This window comes from Tunturiibacter gelidiferens (genome assembly GCF_014201335.1).
Classification (GTDB): domain Bacteria; phylum Acidobacteriota; class Terriglobia; order Terriglobales; family Acidobacteriaceae; genus Edaphobacter; species Edaphobacter lichenicola_E.
The window spans coordinates 324144-340810 of sequence record NZ_JACHEB010000003.1 but is presented as its reverse complement, the minus strand read 5'-3'; the positions used below and the strand labels follow the sequence as shown (position 1 = coordinate 340810).

Below are 16667 nucleotides of genomic sequence, written 5' to 3'. Positions count from 1 at the left end.
GGAAAGGGCAGAGGCTTTGCGGAATTGTATTCAGCTGTGTATGTTTTCCTCAAATCAAAATAGCGTAAGGCGAAGCTCTGGCATTAGTGCGAAGTTGATCGTCGCAGTACTTTGGTTTTAGTCATGCAGAGACACTACAACAGCTGGAAAAGACTCAATCTTATCGCAAAAAAACCCACCCAATGCGTATGCAAAGGGTGGGGTTTCATTGTCTCTAGTATTGGTGATTGTGATGGTAGTAATGGTGATGTCTGTGGTGGTAATGGTGTGGGTGGTCCTGCCCGACTCGAACAACAACTTGGGCTGACGCGGGTGAAGCTGATGCCGTAACCAGAGCAAGGACAATCACAATTCCCAATAACCAACTCTTCAAAAACTTCATACCACCTCCGTTAAGCGTATTCACTAAGGTAGATGCTCGATTATCATGCGTTGTTGTGCTTCACTACGCGATCGCCTTTATACATTGGTTGTATGTATCAAGAACTTTCTTTGCTTACGCTTTGATCTCGGATGACTTGACTAGAGCAACTTCTTTGCGGGAACTTCCTTCGCTTGAGCGCGTTTATCCACACGCAACTGATCTGTGACTTTTGAGGGATTAGTCCGTTCCGAAGGTGACTGCAGAATGTAGGGCATGACTACCAGAGAAACACTCGTCAAGGAATTGGAACAACTCAATATCGCGATCGACTTCAACTCCAAATAAGGGCTGCTTTGCGAATACGCAGGCGCAGGAACGGTCGTCGTGGATAAAGAAACGATCTTCTTTGAAGACGACCACGCCAGGCTCCTACGCCGGCGCGACGCCATCCTCAGATCCTTAGAGACGATCCCGGACTAGCGACGGCGGCCACGAGTGAGACTGCTAGCCTCACAAATGTGTGGCGGAGTTCGTGGAACCGGACGTGCCTCTTGATGCCGGCTGCCTTCAAAACTGCCTTCATTCTGGGCTGCTGGTTTGACTTGGCCCACTGCTCCCCGAAAAGCGCCGCTTCCTGGTCGGTGAGAAACACGTGTTTCACCTTGCCTGTCTTGTCTTGGACCAATGAAATGGCATGCAACTGTGGGTCGTAAGCGCTCACTTTGAGCTTCAACAGCTCTCCATATCGGCAACCAGTAATTAGGGCGCCCTGAACGAGATCGCGAAAGTCAGTAGGGCAAACTTTAATGAAGTCGTTCGCCTCTTTGAGAGTCAGATATATTCGTTCTTCGCTACGTTGACGTTTTCAAACTTCTCTACAGTCTCCCAGGCCGCCTTGCTCCCGACCCTTTGATTGCGATAAGCGAAGGTCAAAAGAGCGCTGAGGTCCTTGAATATCCGGTTTGCTGTATCTCGGCGCTTACGCTGAGTCTCCGGGTCGTCGGAGGCATAAGTGATTTTGCTCCGCCGCGACGGTGATAGCTTGCTTGATGCAGCTTCGTGTTGCAACGTGCGAACTGGCTTCTTCTCGGCCAGATTCCCTAACCATTTCTGAACCTCGTGGCGCGTCAGTTTGGTCACCTCCCGGGATCCAGTTCCGGGAGTATGTGGTGCTTCAGGTTGCTCAAAGAATTACGCTTCGAGGCTTCGCTACTCTTCCAGGCAGCTATCCAGTCATCCGCGGCGTCCTGGACCGTGTAGGCGCCCCGACGAATTACTGTAGCTAGATTTTTGTCGACATCGCTGAACCATTTATTGGCATGGGCTACAGCCTGCGAGTAGGACAACACTTCCCTGTCATCGGCCGGCACAGTGTCATCTGCAGATCCCGGCGTCTCGAAGCGATAGCAGATACGCGTTCTAGGTTTAGCGTCATCGCCCGATCTGCATCTACCTTCGTCAATTGCAAGATGAGCTATAAAAATTCCCCTTTTAGAAGTTGAACCGCAAGGAGGCCTGCAGCTGCCGTGCGTTGCTGGTATAGTTTGGCGTCGCAAAGGTAGGATTAGCAGGACTTCCTATGTTGTCCCCGAACTGACGCGGCACAGGACCGAGGAAATCAGGGGCTCCATAGACTTGGTCGATATTTTGGACGTTCACGTGATTGAACAGGTTGAAGGCTTCGATGCTTGCCTCGCTCGAAATACGCTCGGTTATGTGAAAGACTCGCTGCAACCGCACATCGGTATCGTAGTACGACGCGCCACGGTAAGAATTGCGCCCCACAGTTCCGGTTCGATCGGAGAAAGGGAACCCGTCTCCGTTGACATCGAATCCCGCCAGGATGGAAAAGTAGCGTGGACTCTGTATCGTATTTAGCAGGGATAGCTTGAAGTTGCGCAGAAGGAGCGGCCACTCCGTCGGACTTTCCGCGAGGAGGGACAGCACGAAGCGATGACGGACATCATTATCGCCGACAGAGCGATCGCCATTAGGGTCGAGATAATTTTGCGGAGTACTCGTTAGCTGCACATCAGTCGCGATGTCAATTGATTTCGAGTAGGTGTAATTGGCAAGCACACTGTAATGGTCTGCAAAGTTTTTGCGCACGCTTACAATGCCTCCGTTGTAGACGGAGAATCCGGTCGGCGTAGCGATCAGAGCAAAGCCAAAGCGCGGGTCGGCTGGTATAAAGAATTGGCGGCCGTCGGGTAGTGTTCCATCGGGTGTTCCGTTAACGCTGAGATAGACAGGAAGCTTTAGTGCGTGGATGTACTGATAGCCTTCGGTCAGGATCCAGCCATGTCCTAATTGACTCTCCACCTCAATGCTGGCTTGTTCAGAATAGGGATTCGGGAACTTGCGCTGGATGTAACCGAGGGGAAACTGCTGAAGAATCCGAGGGGAGGGATAGATCCCCGATGTGGCAAAATTGCGGAACGCCTGAGAAGCGAGGAACGGTCCAGAGACACCAACGACTCCCGACTGACCAAGGCCGACCACACCATTGGCAGGATCCTGAAAATCGGGAACCAACGTGTTGTTCATATTGGTGAATGCGGAGGCGCCCTGCCAACCGACCATCAAGTCACTGTAGTCCCACGGTCCTCTGAAGAGACCGAAGCCAGCACGAATGATCTGCTTACCTCCATTGGCAGCGTAGGCCAAGCCCACGCGCGGCTGCACATTGTCATAGTTTGTCGGGTTTAGCTTGCCGATGACGTGTACGTCGGTTGCAGATGGAAAGATGTCGAAGTCGTAGCGCAACCCCAGCGTCAATGAAAGGTCCGGGGTCACTTTCCACTGATCTTGCCCGTAGAAATTTGCCAGCCGATGCCAGAATTTAAGACTTGTAGCATCAACAAACGATGGAGCGGCATCTCCCGCATAGAGGGACCCGGAAAACGGCAGTGGACGATTTGGGATCTGTTGCCCGAAATAGGAGCGCGGTTGAAGAAAGAGGAATTGGACCGGGGTGCCCGGACCGAATGGCGGCCCTGCAAACTCCCCCGCTCCGAAAAAGCTTTGTGGAGTGAAGATGGCGGCTCCTGGGCTAAAAAACGTAGTATCTGCAGCTACCCAGACTGGCTCGAAACCGCCGCCGAACTTGAACGAATGTGCTCCTCGAATGTAGGTCACATTTTCCTGAGCTTCCAGGTGTTGCTCTTTGTAATACGAAACGCTGCCGGTAAATCCGCCGCTGACCAACGTGTCCGAAACATTCAAGGTCGGCTCGAAGCCCGCACCTGTAGGTGTCAGGTGGAAGACCCGATTACCGAAGTCGAGGATACTCTCTGAAGTCCACTTTGAGTTGACGAGACTAACATAGTTTCCGTAGAGAGTTTGATCTCGAACAGGGTTATTGCGATATGTGGAAGGTAAGCCCTGGCCGGGGGCAGCGGTGGGAGCGCCCTCCTTGCGATCATCGCTAAAGATATAGCCTGCATTGAGAACATTCTTCTCATTGAAGATCTGCGTGATCTTTCCGATGGCCTTGTCGTAGTTATCGACTTCCAGCACGGAGTTCAGATGCTCCGGTTGAAGCCCAAACTGTTCCTTAACCTGGTTGATGCTCGGAGTGCCCGGCCCCATGCAGCCGGGTGTATCCAGACACCCCAGGATAAAGGTCGAGAAGGTAGGCGCGGCTGCACGTCGCTGACCTTCATATCCAGTGAAATAGAAGGTCTTCGAATGACGGATCGGACCTCCTACGTCGCCTCCAAACTGGTTTACTCGAAGAGCGTTGAGACCTGGAGCGGAAAGAGGATTGTTTGCATCGAGTACATTGTTGCGCAAGTATTCGTAGATTGCCCCGTGAACATCGTTCGTGCCCGATTTCGTGATCGTACTCACGAGCGCACCGAGGTTGCGGCCGTTATCGCCTGCGTAGGGACCATCTACGACACGGAACTCCTGCACCCAATCAAGCGAGGGACTAGCACGCTGAACCCCGGAGAGACTCACTGAATAGTCTGTGCCATCTAGTCCGAAGAAAACGCTGTGTGTCTCGCGGAGACCGCCGAAGCTGAGTTGAAGTACAGTTTCGAGAAAAGGGGATTGTGCCGCTGTCGCCGTGCTTCGACCTACATTTGCCGTTGGAGTAAGCAATACGAAATCAACGAAGTCGCGACCTGCGCTTGGAAGATCGGTAATCTGACGAGGTCGGATGACTTGACTCGACTCGGTCTTTTCTGTGTCGACCGTGCTGGCGGAGGAATCGAAAACAGCGACTGTCTGTTTCACTGCGGCAACCCCAAGCCGCGTTGTGAGGGATGCGACTTGGCCTACCGTGAGCGTAAGTGGCTGCTCATAGTCGCTGAATCCATCCGCTCTCACAGTTACCAGGTAGTCGCCCGCTGAGAGCGCGGTTACCACAACGACGCCCGCATGATCTGTAATCTGGGTCCGCGTCAGCCCCGTGCCCGAATTAGTAAGCGTGACATGCGCTCCCGGGACGACTCTGGCTGTAAGATCCGAGACACTAACACTCAATGTCGCGAGCTGTTGCGCGTGAAGAGATGACGATTGAAAAAGCAAGACACAGACGATTGTGAATAGATACAGAATTGGTTCGATGAAGCGTTTTTTTGTCATCGCCGGCTCTCATGAAAAAGTTGCAAGTTGAATTTCTGGACGCTAAAAGGCCCATTTTTTGCTGAATTTATCACTCAGCCTGACTCAGGAAGGTGGCTCTTTAAAGTGGACCAGTTTGAGTAGGCGGGCGTCTCAGCAACATGTGTTGACTTCCATAGATCATCGATAAATAAGACCAAGCCGACAAGACTCCATAGGGAGGAGATCGTTCTCAAACTTTTGGGCGAGGCGTTATGCAACTACATGCGAGTAGTCTCATTATCGCGCTGGATCAGGCTTGAGTTGACCCAGACTATATGAACTTCTGGAGAGCTACGACAAATGGCATACATCAAATTACCTACAGCAGCTGAGTTAGGGCGCGAGTTTCCTGGCATCGTTGGACTAATGACTTTTCGTCCTGAAACAGCCGCACCTATCAACGAACTCGCTAACGTACTCCTAAGAGGTGATAGCACTCTGAGTCGCGGCGAGCGGGAGTTGATCGCTACTCACGTTTCTTGGCGCAACGATTGCTTTTTCTGTCAGACGATTCACGGGGCTGTCGCGGCGGCACAACTTGGCCAGGACGAGAAACTGGTACAGACTGTCAAAACAGATTGGGCGAACGCCGAAATCTCTCCAAAGATGAAGGCCCTGTTGAACATTGCCGGCAAAGTGCAGCAGGGAGGCAAGTACGTGGGCGAAGATAACATAGCTGATGCACGTGCTGCGGGCGCCACGGACCTGGAGATTCACGATACAGTTCTGATCGCCGCTCTCTTCTGTATGTGTAACCGCTATGTAGATGGGCTCGGCACCTGGGCTCCTGAACAATTGGATGTCTACCGCGCCAATGCCGCCAGGATCGTGGAGAATGGCTACTCTGCGGTCACCGAATCAGCAACCGCGATGGTTACAAGCTAGCACCGTTGCCATAATGTGATCCTATACCTGCCCCATGCGCCGGGCCATTGTAGCGAGCAGCTTCGGTCAACGGTTCCATGCCAACGCTTTGGATTGCGAGGGAAAAATTGTGGGCATCACGCGGGGCAATGTGGAGCAGTTTCGTAAAGATTGGGAATGCGATCGCGCCCCCACCTTCGCTGGTGCCTCCGCCCACCAGGGAGCCGAAGACCATGGTCAGCGCGACCGCTTAGCCTTATCCAAATCCTTGATTGGTGAAAAAATCGGAGATCACCCGCGCATGTCGAGTAGTACACCGAAACCCTCCGCGACAAACCGAGTAGTCCTGGACCAGAAAATACCGAACAGAAGCGCGCTCCGCTTCAACCTAACCATTGCGTTGCTTGTCTGGACGATATGGCTGGCCCTTGGAGGCGGACTCGCGATTCACCGCCTGTTCGCAGATTGGGAGGCTTCCCCTCTCCTCGTGCGACAGTATATTGCGCGTTCGTCCCGAGTTTAAGTACTTAATCCACCGAAGGAATGAGTCGATACATGGCTAGTCTTCGAGGGGAATCGCGACTGCCGAAGTCATTATGCCCGGATCGTATGAGATTTGCTTCCGGCTGCGCCGCAAGAACAGGCTCATCACCGCGGCCGCAAAGGCCACGCAAGCCAGATACACAATAAAACGAGGTTGATAGGAGCCTGCGCGATCGTACCAGTGTCCGATCGCCATGGGGCCTGTTGCGCCGCCGATGGCATATGCTGTCCAAGTCAATCCGTACATTTCCGAGAAATCCCGGCGGCCAAAGTAGTGCGCGAGCAGATACGGCGCGACATCGGCCTCGCTGCCCAGACCCACGCCTAAGATAGCGGCTCCTATTAGCGCCACGGGCGATGTACCCGCGAAAGCAAGTATGAGAGCGCCCACTGCCGAAAGCAGAAGAACGAATGTCTGAATGCGCTGCGGCGAGAAGCGGTCGATGAGAAATCCGATGCATAGTCGACCAATGATGCCGGCGCCACCGCGTACAGAAAGCGCGAGCGCAGCGTTCTGCGCCAATATCCTGTGCTCGGTGAGAACCGCTGCCACGTTCGTCACTAGGCCATTTTCGCTGAACGCCGAGAGCATGATGATGCAGGCCAAAATCCAGAAGGGTCCAGTACGAAGTGCGGCGGCGACAGTCATGCCGTCAGCAGACGAGTGGTCTTTATGCGCTACGACCGTATCGGGCCGGCTGCGCACCAGTAACGCAGTCAGGGGCAAGCCCAGCAGAGCGATGCCGCCCAGCAGCAAATAGGCGCTGCGCCATCCGTGATGCACGATCGTCCGTTGGATCAGTGGCGGGATAAAGATTGAGCCAACTCCACTGCCGGTGAGAACTACAGCGAGCGCAAGTCCTCTGTGTTTGTAAAACCACGAGAGAACAGTACGCGCGTAGGCGAACTGCGCGGTTCCATTGGCGACCAGTCCCAACACAAAAAATGTGAAATAAAACTGCCTGATGTTTGGTCCGAGTCTGCTGAGCGACGCGAGCGCCAGCGCGAAGATCAGGATCGACGGTAGGATAATGCGTCGGGGTGGGAAGCGATCAAGCAGAAGTCCAATGCCGGGAGAAACCAGAGCGACGGTGATCGCCGCCACTGCGAATGTGCCACCGATGGCTTCCCGCTTCCATCCAAACGCCGCGTGGAGCGGATTCAGGAAGAGGCTGAAGGTGTACGGGACGATCGGAGCAAAGCTAACCATCACTCCTGTAAACGCGCCAGCCACCACGCTCCATCCAACGTAGTGACGAGAGCTCTCGTTCGCTGCTTGTCGGGTGGTTGTCTCGTTCATCGATTGGCCATGTCCTCCAGCTAGTTGACCAATTTATCGTCTCACCTGAGCCTTACTGACCGAGTCGACGTGCCATCGTAGCGAGCAGTTTCGGGCGCACCTCTGGGCGCGTCCATGGGCATTCTGCAATGCATATTCCGCAGGAAGCCGCTTCTACGAAATAGGGTATGCACTTATCGAAGTCAACATACCAACGCTCCACGCCGCGCACCATTTGCTTTTGCGGGGCAATGGCGGCGGGCGGACACGCAGTCGTGCAGACCTGACAGGTAGCGCAGAATTCATCCGCTCCGAAGCGATCGGGGCCGGTGGCGATGAGTGGCATGTCGGTTGTGACTCCGGCGAGACGGACGCCGGATCCAAAGTACCGACTGATCAGCGATCCATGCTTGCCGAGCTCTCCGAGCCCCGCAGCGATCGCCGGCGGGATCAGCGCCAGAGCGTTGGCTGAGGGGCCAGGATATGGGTTAGCGCTATAACCCTGTGAGCGGATCCAGTTCACCAACGCATACGAAGAGCGCGTTCCTTTTGCGTACTGGTCGCCAACGTCGCAGACACCCACGCCATTTGTCTCGTCGGAAGGGACTTCCTTGAGCCGTTCGTAGTTGTGAGCGAGGGCAAGCACTACAACCCACGGCTCGGTGATTGCATAGCCCTCGAAGACATAAAGAGGATCCACGGCTGTGATACCCACGCCATCAGCCTCGTGGGCAAGCGCAAAGCTGATCAGCTCTGCGGTAAGTTGCTCGCCCGTAGCCTCGTTGCGGGTGTCGGCGATAGGAATCAATTCCGGATAGGTGTATGCCGCTTGAAACGCCTCGGCTGAGCCGGGACATTTACGAGAGTTCTCGCGCGCTACGATCTGCAATGCACCCCAAGGGTGCTGATGCGGTGGATGCCAGAAGAACGGGGAGGGCCTGCGAGGCTTTGTCTCTCCCACGCCGTTGATTGTGTTGCCTGAAGTCTTAAGCAGCGCCAGGGTTTCCGATTTGGGCCTGTAGCTGCCTCGTCTCGGACGCCTCGGATTCGTTTGATTGTTCACTCGTTTCCCTCGGAGAAATGATTTCGACCGCACGAGTATAAGACCGATGATTGCGGAACGGTATCGATCAAAAGATGGAGAGGGCCCGCTCGATTACCTCATGATCTGAGCAATTCTCGGTTTCACCTAACCGCTTCACATCGGCGTGCAACGGTCTTGCGTATTGCTGCGATAGATGTCGACTTCTCGTCGCCTATCTAAATGCCTCGCTTCATGCGGCTTTTGATTGACCCGGTCGGAACCCGACGAGGCTCTTTGCTGCCGCTCAATGAGCATCTGTCCCAACTTCAGTCCGGCCGCAATCCATCTTCTCCATGTGTCCACATCGCCCTACATGGCGCGGCAATAAACCCGTTACTCTGGCTGATCCTCCTCTCGTCAAGCAAGTCATAGCAGGTACGGCGGCGGGGGCGGTTCTGAGAGTAGGCGAACAGGCAGCTGTCCCTTCAAGCGAGCCTTGTTCGGCTCTACGATCGCTCGGATCGCGGACATGCGGCTTTTATAATCGTGCTTTACCCTTGGCGGGCGCAGCCTGTAAAGCATGAGGAGGAAATCCGGTCGATTCTCGAATCACAAGGTATGTAGACACAATTTGTCTCGTAGGCGCGTCCTCGTACGGCCTTAGTTTTCGGAAGAGTAGATCAAAACATGCTTCGGCAAGTTGTGTACGAGGAATTCGAACCGTCGTGAGCGGAGGGGAAGTAAACTCCGCGAGATGAATATCGTCTAGACCAATCAGAGACATGTCTTTCGGGACGTCGAGACCTCTGGAGTGCAGAATTTTAAGGGCTCCGATAGCCATGAGGTCGTTGGAGCAGATCATGGCGGTGGGAAGGATCTTTCGCCCGAGGATTTTATTCGCTGCCGCGATGCCGCCCTCTAGCGTGTGATCCTCGTCGAAGATCGCATTGGTAACCACAATTCCGATCTCGCGCATCGCTTTCCTAAAGCAGGTTCGACGAAGTTCGGCAGTGAAGTTATCGGGCGATCCGGCCGCGAAAACAATGTCGCGATGTCCGAGCGCGGCTAGGTGCTGCACCGCCTGGCGAATGCCGGTTTCGTAGTCTACTGCGATGATTTCGGGCCCGTCCGGTGTTTTACCAGCTTCTATTTGAACCATCGGCGTCTTCTTTAGAAGATCGTAGAGATGAGGATCCTCTTCTTTGAAGGTGAGGAGTGCCAGTCCTTCGACACCGTGCTCCAACATTCGTCTTGCCCAATCTTCGGTCTCACTGGCTACATCGTGAGTCGAGCCAATCAGGATTCCAAAGCCCTGAGCGGTCGCTGCCTGTTCGAATCCATGGATCAACTCGGGGAAGAATGGATTCATGATATCGGGGACCAGAAGGCCGATGAGACGGGTGCGGCCGGAGATTAAAGCCTGAGCGTGGCGATTCGGAACGTACTCCGTTTCAGAAACGGCTTTCCAAACTTTACGCGCGAGCTTTGCATCGACGTTTGTGACGCCATTCATTACTCTTGAGACCGTGGCGATAGAAACGCCAGCACGTTCCGCAACAGCGTGGATGCCCCGTTTGGTCCCTTTGGAGGACCGTGGGATAGGTGTTTTCGGCCGAGAGATACTCTTCGATGCGGGCAAGTCAGTAAGCCTCCGTCTACGTTAAGTACTCTACGCCACGAGCCCTGTCTTTCAGAAGACAAGGCTCCATTAGGAGTCTGGGCGATTAGAGGCACAAGAATCGTTACCGGAGTTGGCTGCGGAAGTTTCGTATGCGAGTCTCCGAGTCGATGACGACCACCTCGATGCCCGCAATTTCTGCAAAGTCTTCAAGGTGTTCGAGGGTTAGGGACTGACTAAAGCTTGTGTGATGGGCTCCTCCCGCATAGATCCAGGCTGCAGCAGCAATTTTAAGACTTGGTCTAGGCACCCATACGGCACGTGCTACGGGCAGCTTGGGAAGCGGCTGCTCAGGCTGGATCACGTCCACCTCGTTGACGATCATTCGGAAGCGATCGCCCATATCAACGAGAGAGGCAACGACGGCAGGGCCTGAGGGAGCCGTAAAGACGAGCCGGACAGGATCGGCCTTGCCTCCGATTCCTAACGGGTGCACCTCCAGCGATGGCTTCCCGGCTGCGATGGAAGGACAGATCTCGAGCATGTGCGAACCCAAGACTTTCGGCGTGCCGCTGAAATCGTAGGTGTAGTCCTCCATGAAGGAGGTGCCTCCAGATAGGCCCAGGGCCATAACCTTCATGGTCCGTACCAGCGCGGCTGTCTTCCAATCCCCTTCTCCAGCAAAACCGAATCCATCCGCCATCAATCGTTGAACCGCTATGCCAGGCAGTTGGTCGAGGCCATGCAGATCCTGAAAGGTATCGGTGAACGCACCGAAGCCGCCCTCGGTCAGAAAACCGCGAAGTCCCAGCTCGATTCTTGCAGCAGCGCGCAGAGCCTCCGGATGATCATGCTCTTTGGCAATGGAGTAATCTTCGCGGTAGGCATCTACAAGTCTTGACACCTCCGTCTCGGAGCTCTGCTGAATCCTTTCCACAAGATCGGCGACTCCGTAACCATTCACGCTGTATCCCAGTTGGGCTTGAGCCGCGACTTTGTCACCTTCGGTGACTGCGACTTCCCGCATATTGTCCCCGAAGCGAGCGACCTTCAGACTTTGCGATTCATGCCAGCCCGCAGCCGCTCTCGTCCAGGCGGCGATCTCAAGCACCGTATTGGGATCCTGCCAGAAACCTACGACCACCTTCCGGGCCAACTTCAATCGTGCCGTGATGAAGCCAAATTCGCGGTCTCCATGCGCGGCCTGATGGAGATTCATGAAATCCATGTCGATGGAAGACCAAGGCAAAGCGAGATTAAACTGCGTGTGAAGGTGCAGGATCGGCTTGTTGAGCGCAATCAGGCCGGCGATCCACATCTTTGCCGGCGAGAAGGTATGCATCCAAAGCACGAGACCAAGGCAGGATTCATCGGCGTTTGCTTCCCGGCAGAGAGCTTTGACCTCTTCGGCAGTTGTTACCGTCGGTTTATGAAAGATCTCGTAGGGAATGATAGATCCGGCGTTGAGGGAACCGGCGATCTCTCTTGAATTGTTCGCTACTTGCGTGAGCGCCTCTTCTCCATATAGGTGTTGACTGCCTGTAACAAACCAGATTTTGAGACTCTTTGAGACTTTCACAGCTCCCCCTCTAAGGCTTGCGGCTCGAGACGTTCAATTTTGAAGTGAGGAAAACCAAATTTTTGCCAGAAAAGCTTTCCTGACAAGTTATAAGCATTAAAGGAGATGAGTCAACTCAATTGGTCCGCTCAAAGGTCCTGCTCCTTCCTTGATTGTCCGTAGGTGGCTTTGGCACCGTGCTTTCGAAAGTAATGCCGATCCAGCAGGGTCTGTGACACCTGCTGCATGTTCGCCTCGAGTAAGAGTGTGCGGTACGCCATGCGCGCGATCGTTTCGAGCACCACAGCGTTATGAGCAGCTTCGTGCGGCGTTCTTCCCCATACAAAGGGGGCGTGCCCGTATACGAGACATGCAGGGACTGCAAGAGGATCGATAGCGGCGCGGTCTTCCTCTCCGCGAAATCTGGCCACGATCGCAGCACCTGTCTCGCGAACATATTGCCCTTCGATCGCTTCGTCGGAGAGCGGTGCCGTGACAGGAACCGGCCCGTGGAAGTAGTCCGCGTGGGTTGTGCCGAATGCCGTAATGGGCAGTCCAGCTTGCGCAAAGCTGGTAGCAAACTCAGAGTGCGTGTGAACGACGGCTCCGATCTCGCCAAACTCCCGATACAACAGGGTGTGGGTATCGAGATCGGACGAGGGCCGCAAATTCCCTTCGATGATGTTTCCCTCCAGATCGGTCACCACCATGTGTTCGGGCTTGAGTTTGTCGTAGTCGACACCGGAGGGTTTGATGACGACGAGGCCTTGCTCGCGATCGACGCCCGAAGCGTTGCCAAAGGTGTAGAGCACCAGTCCTCCACGGACCAGTTCCAGATTTGCTTCGAGGACTTCCTCGCGGAGTTGTGTAAGTCGCATGTCCTGTCTCCAGTTGTCGCGTCGAGCTTTATCCCTTTACCGGGCGAAAGCGGATGGTGTAAAACCCGCCAAAGAGTGTCAGCAGCAGACCCCACCAGAAAGTGGGATGAAGGTTGCTGAGTACGGTGGAACTCTCATGTCCACTAAACCACTCATACGCTCCATACGGCAAAAGAATGATGCCGTAGAGCAGAGTGAGGCCTCCAACGAAGAACCAAATCGAGAGTGATTCGCCACGTCCTGTACCTTCCGCCATAAGAAAATCTCCGATACTTGCGTGCCCGAACCTTAGAAGAAAATAATGTTTAAAAGAAAGAAGATCGTGATGACGATCGCTGCCCAGAAGATCGGTTTCTGCCAGAGGGAGCTTGCTCCGTCGTCAGGAATCGTCGTCGCGCCGTAGACCAGGCCTGCGAGCTGAGCTTCCGGCACAGGACGCGTAACAAGGCTCACCGAGACCGTGACAACGACGCAGATGAGCCAACTCCAGAAGGCGCGGTAGAGATTCTCTGCCATTGGTTTTGCGTCCAGGGACAATGCGATGTGTGCCAGAGCTTGCTGCCCGCCGTATGTGGTGTAGAGCCACATTGCTATCGAGGAGACGGTTCCGGCAAGCAGACCCCAAAATCCACCAGATTTTGTGGCACGTTTCCAGAGCATCCCCAGAATAACTGTGCCAAAGAGCGGTGCGATGAAGAAACTAAAGAGCGCCTGGACGTAATCCATGATGGAAGCTGCATGCATCACCAGATAGGCTGTGCCGATCGATGCGATCATACCAACGACGGTTGACCATCGGCCCATGGAGACGTAGTGCTTATCGCTTGCTTTCTTATTGAAGAAAGCACCGTAGAGGTCGTACGTCCAGACTGTGGAGAACGCGCTGACGTTGCCCGCCATGCCACTCATGAACCCAGCGATGAGCGCTGTGATGCCCAAACCGAGAAGGCCAGGACCGCAATAGCGAATCAGCATGAGAGGAAGAACTTCGTTGTAGCTGTAAGGATGAGCTGCATCGACTTGATTTTCCCCGACAAGCCGAATGATCTGATGGGTATGAGGGTCGCGCAGAACTGCGAGCGCTAGAAGACCGGGAACGATGACGATGAATGGGACTGCCATTTTGAATGCAGCGCCAATCACCGGCGCCATCTTTGCGGCGCGAAGATTGTTGGCGCTCAGTACGCGCTGTACTACGAGAAAATCAGTCGTCCAATAGCCGAAGCTGATGACGAAGCCGAGCCCAAAGACGATGCCTGTCCAGTGCACGCCCATGGGATTGTCTTTGAAGGAGCCCAGAGTGGTCCAGAGGTGCGTGTAATCGTTCGATCCGACGTTTACAGCAATCTGGGCTTTGAGCTTTGTCCATCCGCCCGCCTCCCACAGGCCGAGAATCGGGATCAGCGCGGCCCCTGCCCATATAAGAACGAATTGCAACACCTCGTTAATAATGGCCGATCGCAGCCCGCCAAGCATGACGTAGATGGCGACCGTGACTGCGCCGATCCAGATGGAGAAACTAATATTCCATCCGAGCACAACTTTCATGACCAGTGCCATAGAGTACATATTGACCCCCGACATGAGAATGGTCATGAAGGCAAAGCTGACGGCACTTACTCCACGCGCGCCCTCACCGAAGCGAAGCTGCAGGTAGCCGGGCACTGAATGCGTTTTAGAGATGTAGTAGAAGGGCATCATGACGATGCCGAGAAACAACATCGCGGGGATGGCCCCAATCCAGTACCAGTGAGTTGCGAGCATTCCGTACTGGTAAGCAGCTCCGGCCCATCCCATCAACTCCAGCGAGCCGAGATTCGCCGAGACGAAGCTGAGTCCGGCGATCCAGGCTGTCATCTCGCGGCCGGCCAGGAAAAACTCTTCGCTTGTCCTGGTAGACCCCTTCACGTAAAAGCCGATGAGGAGTACGACGACAAAATAAAGAACCAGTATCAAAATGTCGATCGGTGCGAGATGGGTGAGTTGCGTAGTAAGCAGGATGGCCAAGGCGGTCATGGTTTCTCGATAGCTGGGAGTATGAAGTTTTCTAGGCGCGATCTGGATGCGCACTGGCGGAGTTGGGGAAGTACTTCGGCAAGCCTAAAGGCGGACGCGGAGTCATCGCCGAATGCGAAGTAGACGCCGCGATAGAGACGATAAAGCTCTTCATAGAGTGCAACGTTGCCGGGATTCGGAAGAAAAGATTTGTGCTTCAGACACATATGATTCTGTGCGTCCTCAATGCTTGGAAAGATATCCGCTGCGAGTTGGGCGAAGATGCCCGACCCGATACTGGTTGGGATCCCGTCTGGAACCAGCACCTCCTTGTTGAGCACGTCCGCGTAGACCTGATTGAGAGTCGGGTTGTTTTGCGGGATTCCCCCGGCATTGATGACTCGTTTGATTGGAACACCGTTCTCGGCGAGTCGATCGAGAATGATGCGCGTATGGAAGGCGGTGCCTTCAATGGCGGCAAATAGCTCGTCTTTCGCGGTGTGGAGAAGATTCCATCCAATCGTGATACCGCCAAGTTCTGATTTGACGAGCACGGTGCGATCACCATTGTCCCAGGACAGCCGCATCAATCCGGTCTGGCCGGCGCGGTACTCTTCAAGTCCTTCGGACAGAGTTTGCACGTCGGTCCCTGCCCTGCGTGCGATCGCTTCGAAGATGTCCCCCACAGCGGACAGGCCCGCTTCCACCCCTGTGTACGCTGGATGAACGCTGCCAGGTACGACACCACATACACCGGGGATGATCTGGGTGCGGCCCTGCATTGCAATTATGCAAGTGGAGGTGCCAACAACGTTGACCACGTCTCCCTCGCGGCATCCTGCACCGATAGCGTCCCAATGCGCGTCAAATGCTCCGACTGGAATCGGAATGCCTGCGCTTAAACCGAGGCGCTCGGCCCAGGTTGGAGACAAGGTCCCGGCCAAGTGATCGGAGGTGAGCACCTCACCTGCCAGCTTTTCGCGGATTCCTGCAAACAGGGGATCGACTTCAGTGAAAAACTCCTGCGGCGGGAAACCACCCCACTTTGGATTCCAGAGCCATTTGTGCCCAAGCGCGCATACACTGCGTTTTGCTTGCTGCGGACTTTTGATTCCGCACAGAGTGGCGGCAACCATGTCGCAATGCTCGAAGGCGGATGCAAAGAGCGCTCGCTTCTCAGGATTATTCCGCAGCCAGTGGAGTAACTTGGCAAAGCCCCACTCGTGCGAGTACACGCCACCGCACCACTGAATCGCTTCAAGCCCGCTTGAATGCGCCAGCCTAGTGATCTGTTGCGCTTCTTTGACAGCACGATGATCGCACCACAGATAATAGTCGTCTAGTGGCTTCATCTGAGCATCTACTGGAATGACGCTTGAGCCTGTTGTGTCCAGAGCGAGCGCCTCGACCGTATTGCCATCAATTCCGGTCTCCAAAAGCACCTTGTGCATTGCTTGAACCAGGGCGTTCATCTGATCGTCGTGGGACTGAGTGGCGAAATCGGGATCCTCCCGCTTGCGATGTAAAGGATATGCGGCAGATGCCGTACCTAGCCGACCAGTCTTGCTATCAAGCAGGGTTACGCGGGTACTCAGCGTTCCAAAATCTACTCCTGCAACTATCCGCATCGATGGCTTGCTCCATGGCTCATGCATAATTCAGGTTTCTCGGCAAAAGGGACTTTGCGAGTTCAAGAGGGTGGTTGGCAAAGAGACTGGCCGAGTTCAACAGGCGAGTTTTTACAAGGTGAAGACATGTTGTTCCGCAACCATAAATTTTACAAATCGACTCCTGTAAGTTACCTTCTTATGCGGAAGCATGAAAAGCTTTTCACTGGGACGAATCGTAGGGTATCCATACAGGGCTGTCAAGAGTAGGTTCGAGTTTCTCGGCGGCTTTGGTTAAGGGCGTCTGCTTCAATCGCTCCACG

At 54.5% G+C, this 16667-nt stretch carries 12 protein-coding genes; 1 reads left to right on the top strand and 11 read right to left on the bottom strand.

Translation table 11 applies throughout. The features are described 5' to 3' along the window. Window positions 1-815: 815 nt before the first annotated feature. The 3 genes from HDF14_RS07570 to HDF14_RS07560 form a co-directional block, all read right to left on the bottom strand. On the bottom strand, window positions 816-1097 hold the full coding sequence (locus HDF14_RS07570) for a hypothetical protein (RefSeq protein ID WP_183975129.1): 282 nt from the start codon (window positions 1095-1097) through the stop codon (window positions 816-818). A gap of 98 nt (window positions 1098-1195) precedes the next feature. Beyond that, entirely contained in the window at window positions 1196-1504 is a 309-nt protein-coding gene (locus tag HDF14_RS07565) for a hypothetical protein (RefSeq protein ID WP_183975127.1), read from the bottom strand. A gap of 351 nt (window positions 1505-1855) precedes the next feature. Then, complete coding sequence (locus tag HDF14_RS07560; protein WP_183975125.1) at window positions 1856-4957, bottom strand: TonB-dependent receptor domain-containing protein; 3102 nt, start codon at window positions 4955-4957, stop codon at window positions 1856-1858. 321 nt (window positions 4958-5278) lie between these two features. On the opposite strand from HDF14_RS07560, the gene HDF14_RS07555 reads away from it, so the two are divergent. Beyond that, window positions 5279-5863, top strand: a complete 585-nt coding sequence (locus HDF14_RS07555; RefSeq protein WP_183975123.1) for a carboxymuconolactone decarboxylase family protein — start codon at window positions 5279-5281, stop codon at window positions 5861-5863. 538 nt (window positions 5864-6401) lie between these two features. On the opposite strand, the gene HDF14_RS07545 is transcribed toward HDF14_RS07555, so the two are convergent. The 8 genes from HDF14_RS07545 to HDF14_RS07510 all read right to left on the bottom strand — a co-directional run bounded on the left by HDF14_RS07545 (window position 6402) and on the right by HDF14_RS07510 (window position 16365). Continuing rightward, complete coding sequence (locus tag HDF14_RS07545; protein WP_183975121.1) at window positions 6402-7685, bottom strand: MFS transporter; 1284 nt, start codon at window positions 7683-7685, stop codon at window positions 6402-6404. A 52-nt stretch (window positions 7686-7737) separates the two neighbouring features. Continuing rightward, window positions 7738-8727 carry a 4Fe-4S dicluster domain-containing protein gene (locus tag HDF14_RS27160; RefSeq protein WP_183975119.1) on the bottom strand — a complete coding sequence of 330 codons (990 nt, stop codon included), beginning with the start codon at window positions 8725-8727 and terminating at the stop codon, window positions 7738-7740. Between the two features lie 499 nt (window positions 8728-9226). Then, the gene (locus tag HDF14_RS07535) at window positions 9227-10327 is read right to left on the bottom strand and encodes a LacI family DNA-binding transcriptional regulator (protein WP_183975117.1); all 1101 of its coding nucleotides are present in this window, start codon (window positions 10325-10327) and stop codon (window positions 9227-9229) included. 103 nt (window positions 10328-10430) lie between these two features. Next, window positions 10431-11885 carry an L-arabinose isomerase gene (gene araA, locus HDF14_RS07530; RefSeq protein WP_183975115.1) on the bottom strand — a complete coding sequence of 485 codons (1455 nt, stop codon included), beginning with the start codon at window positions 11883-11885 and terminating at the stop codon, window positions 10431-10433. 128 nt (window positions 11886-12013) lie between these two features. After that, window positions 12014-12742 (bottom strand): L-ribulose-5-phosphate 4-epimerase AraD, encoded by a 729-nt coding sequence (gene araD, locus HDF14_RS07525; protein WP_183975113.1) that lies wholly within the window; start codon window positions 12740-12742, stop codon window positions 12014-12016. Window positions 12743-12770: 28 nt separating this feature from the next. Beyond that, entirely contained in the window at window positions 12771-12998 is a 228-nt protein-coding gene (locus tag HDF14_RS07520) for a hypothetical protein (protein ID WP_183975105.1), read from the bottom strand. Window positions 12999-13030: 32 nt separating this feature from the next. After that, window positions 13031-14758 (bottom strand): sodium:solute symporter family protein, encoded by a 1728-nt coding sequence (locus tag HDF14_RS07515; protein WP_183975103.1) that lies wholly within the window; start codon window positions 14756-14758, stop codon window positions 13031-13033. Further along, the gene (locus tag HDF14_RS07510) at window positions 14755-16365 is read right to left on the bottom strand and encodes a ribulokinase (RefSeq protein ID WP_183975101.1); all 1611 of its coding nucleotides are present in this window, start codon (window positions 16363-16365) and stop codon (window positions 14755-14757) included. Before HDF14_RS07510 ends, HDF14_RS07515 begins: the two co-directional genes overlap by 4 nt. Between the last annotated feature and the right edge of the window lie 302 nt (window positions 16366-16667).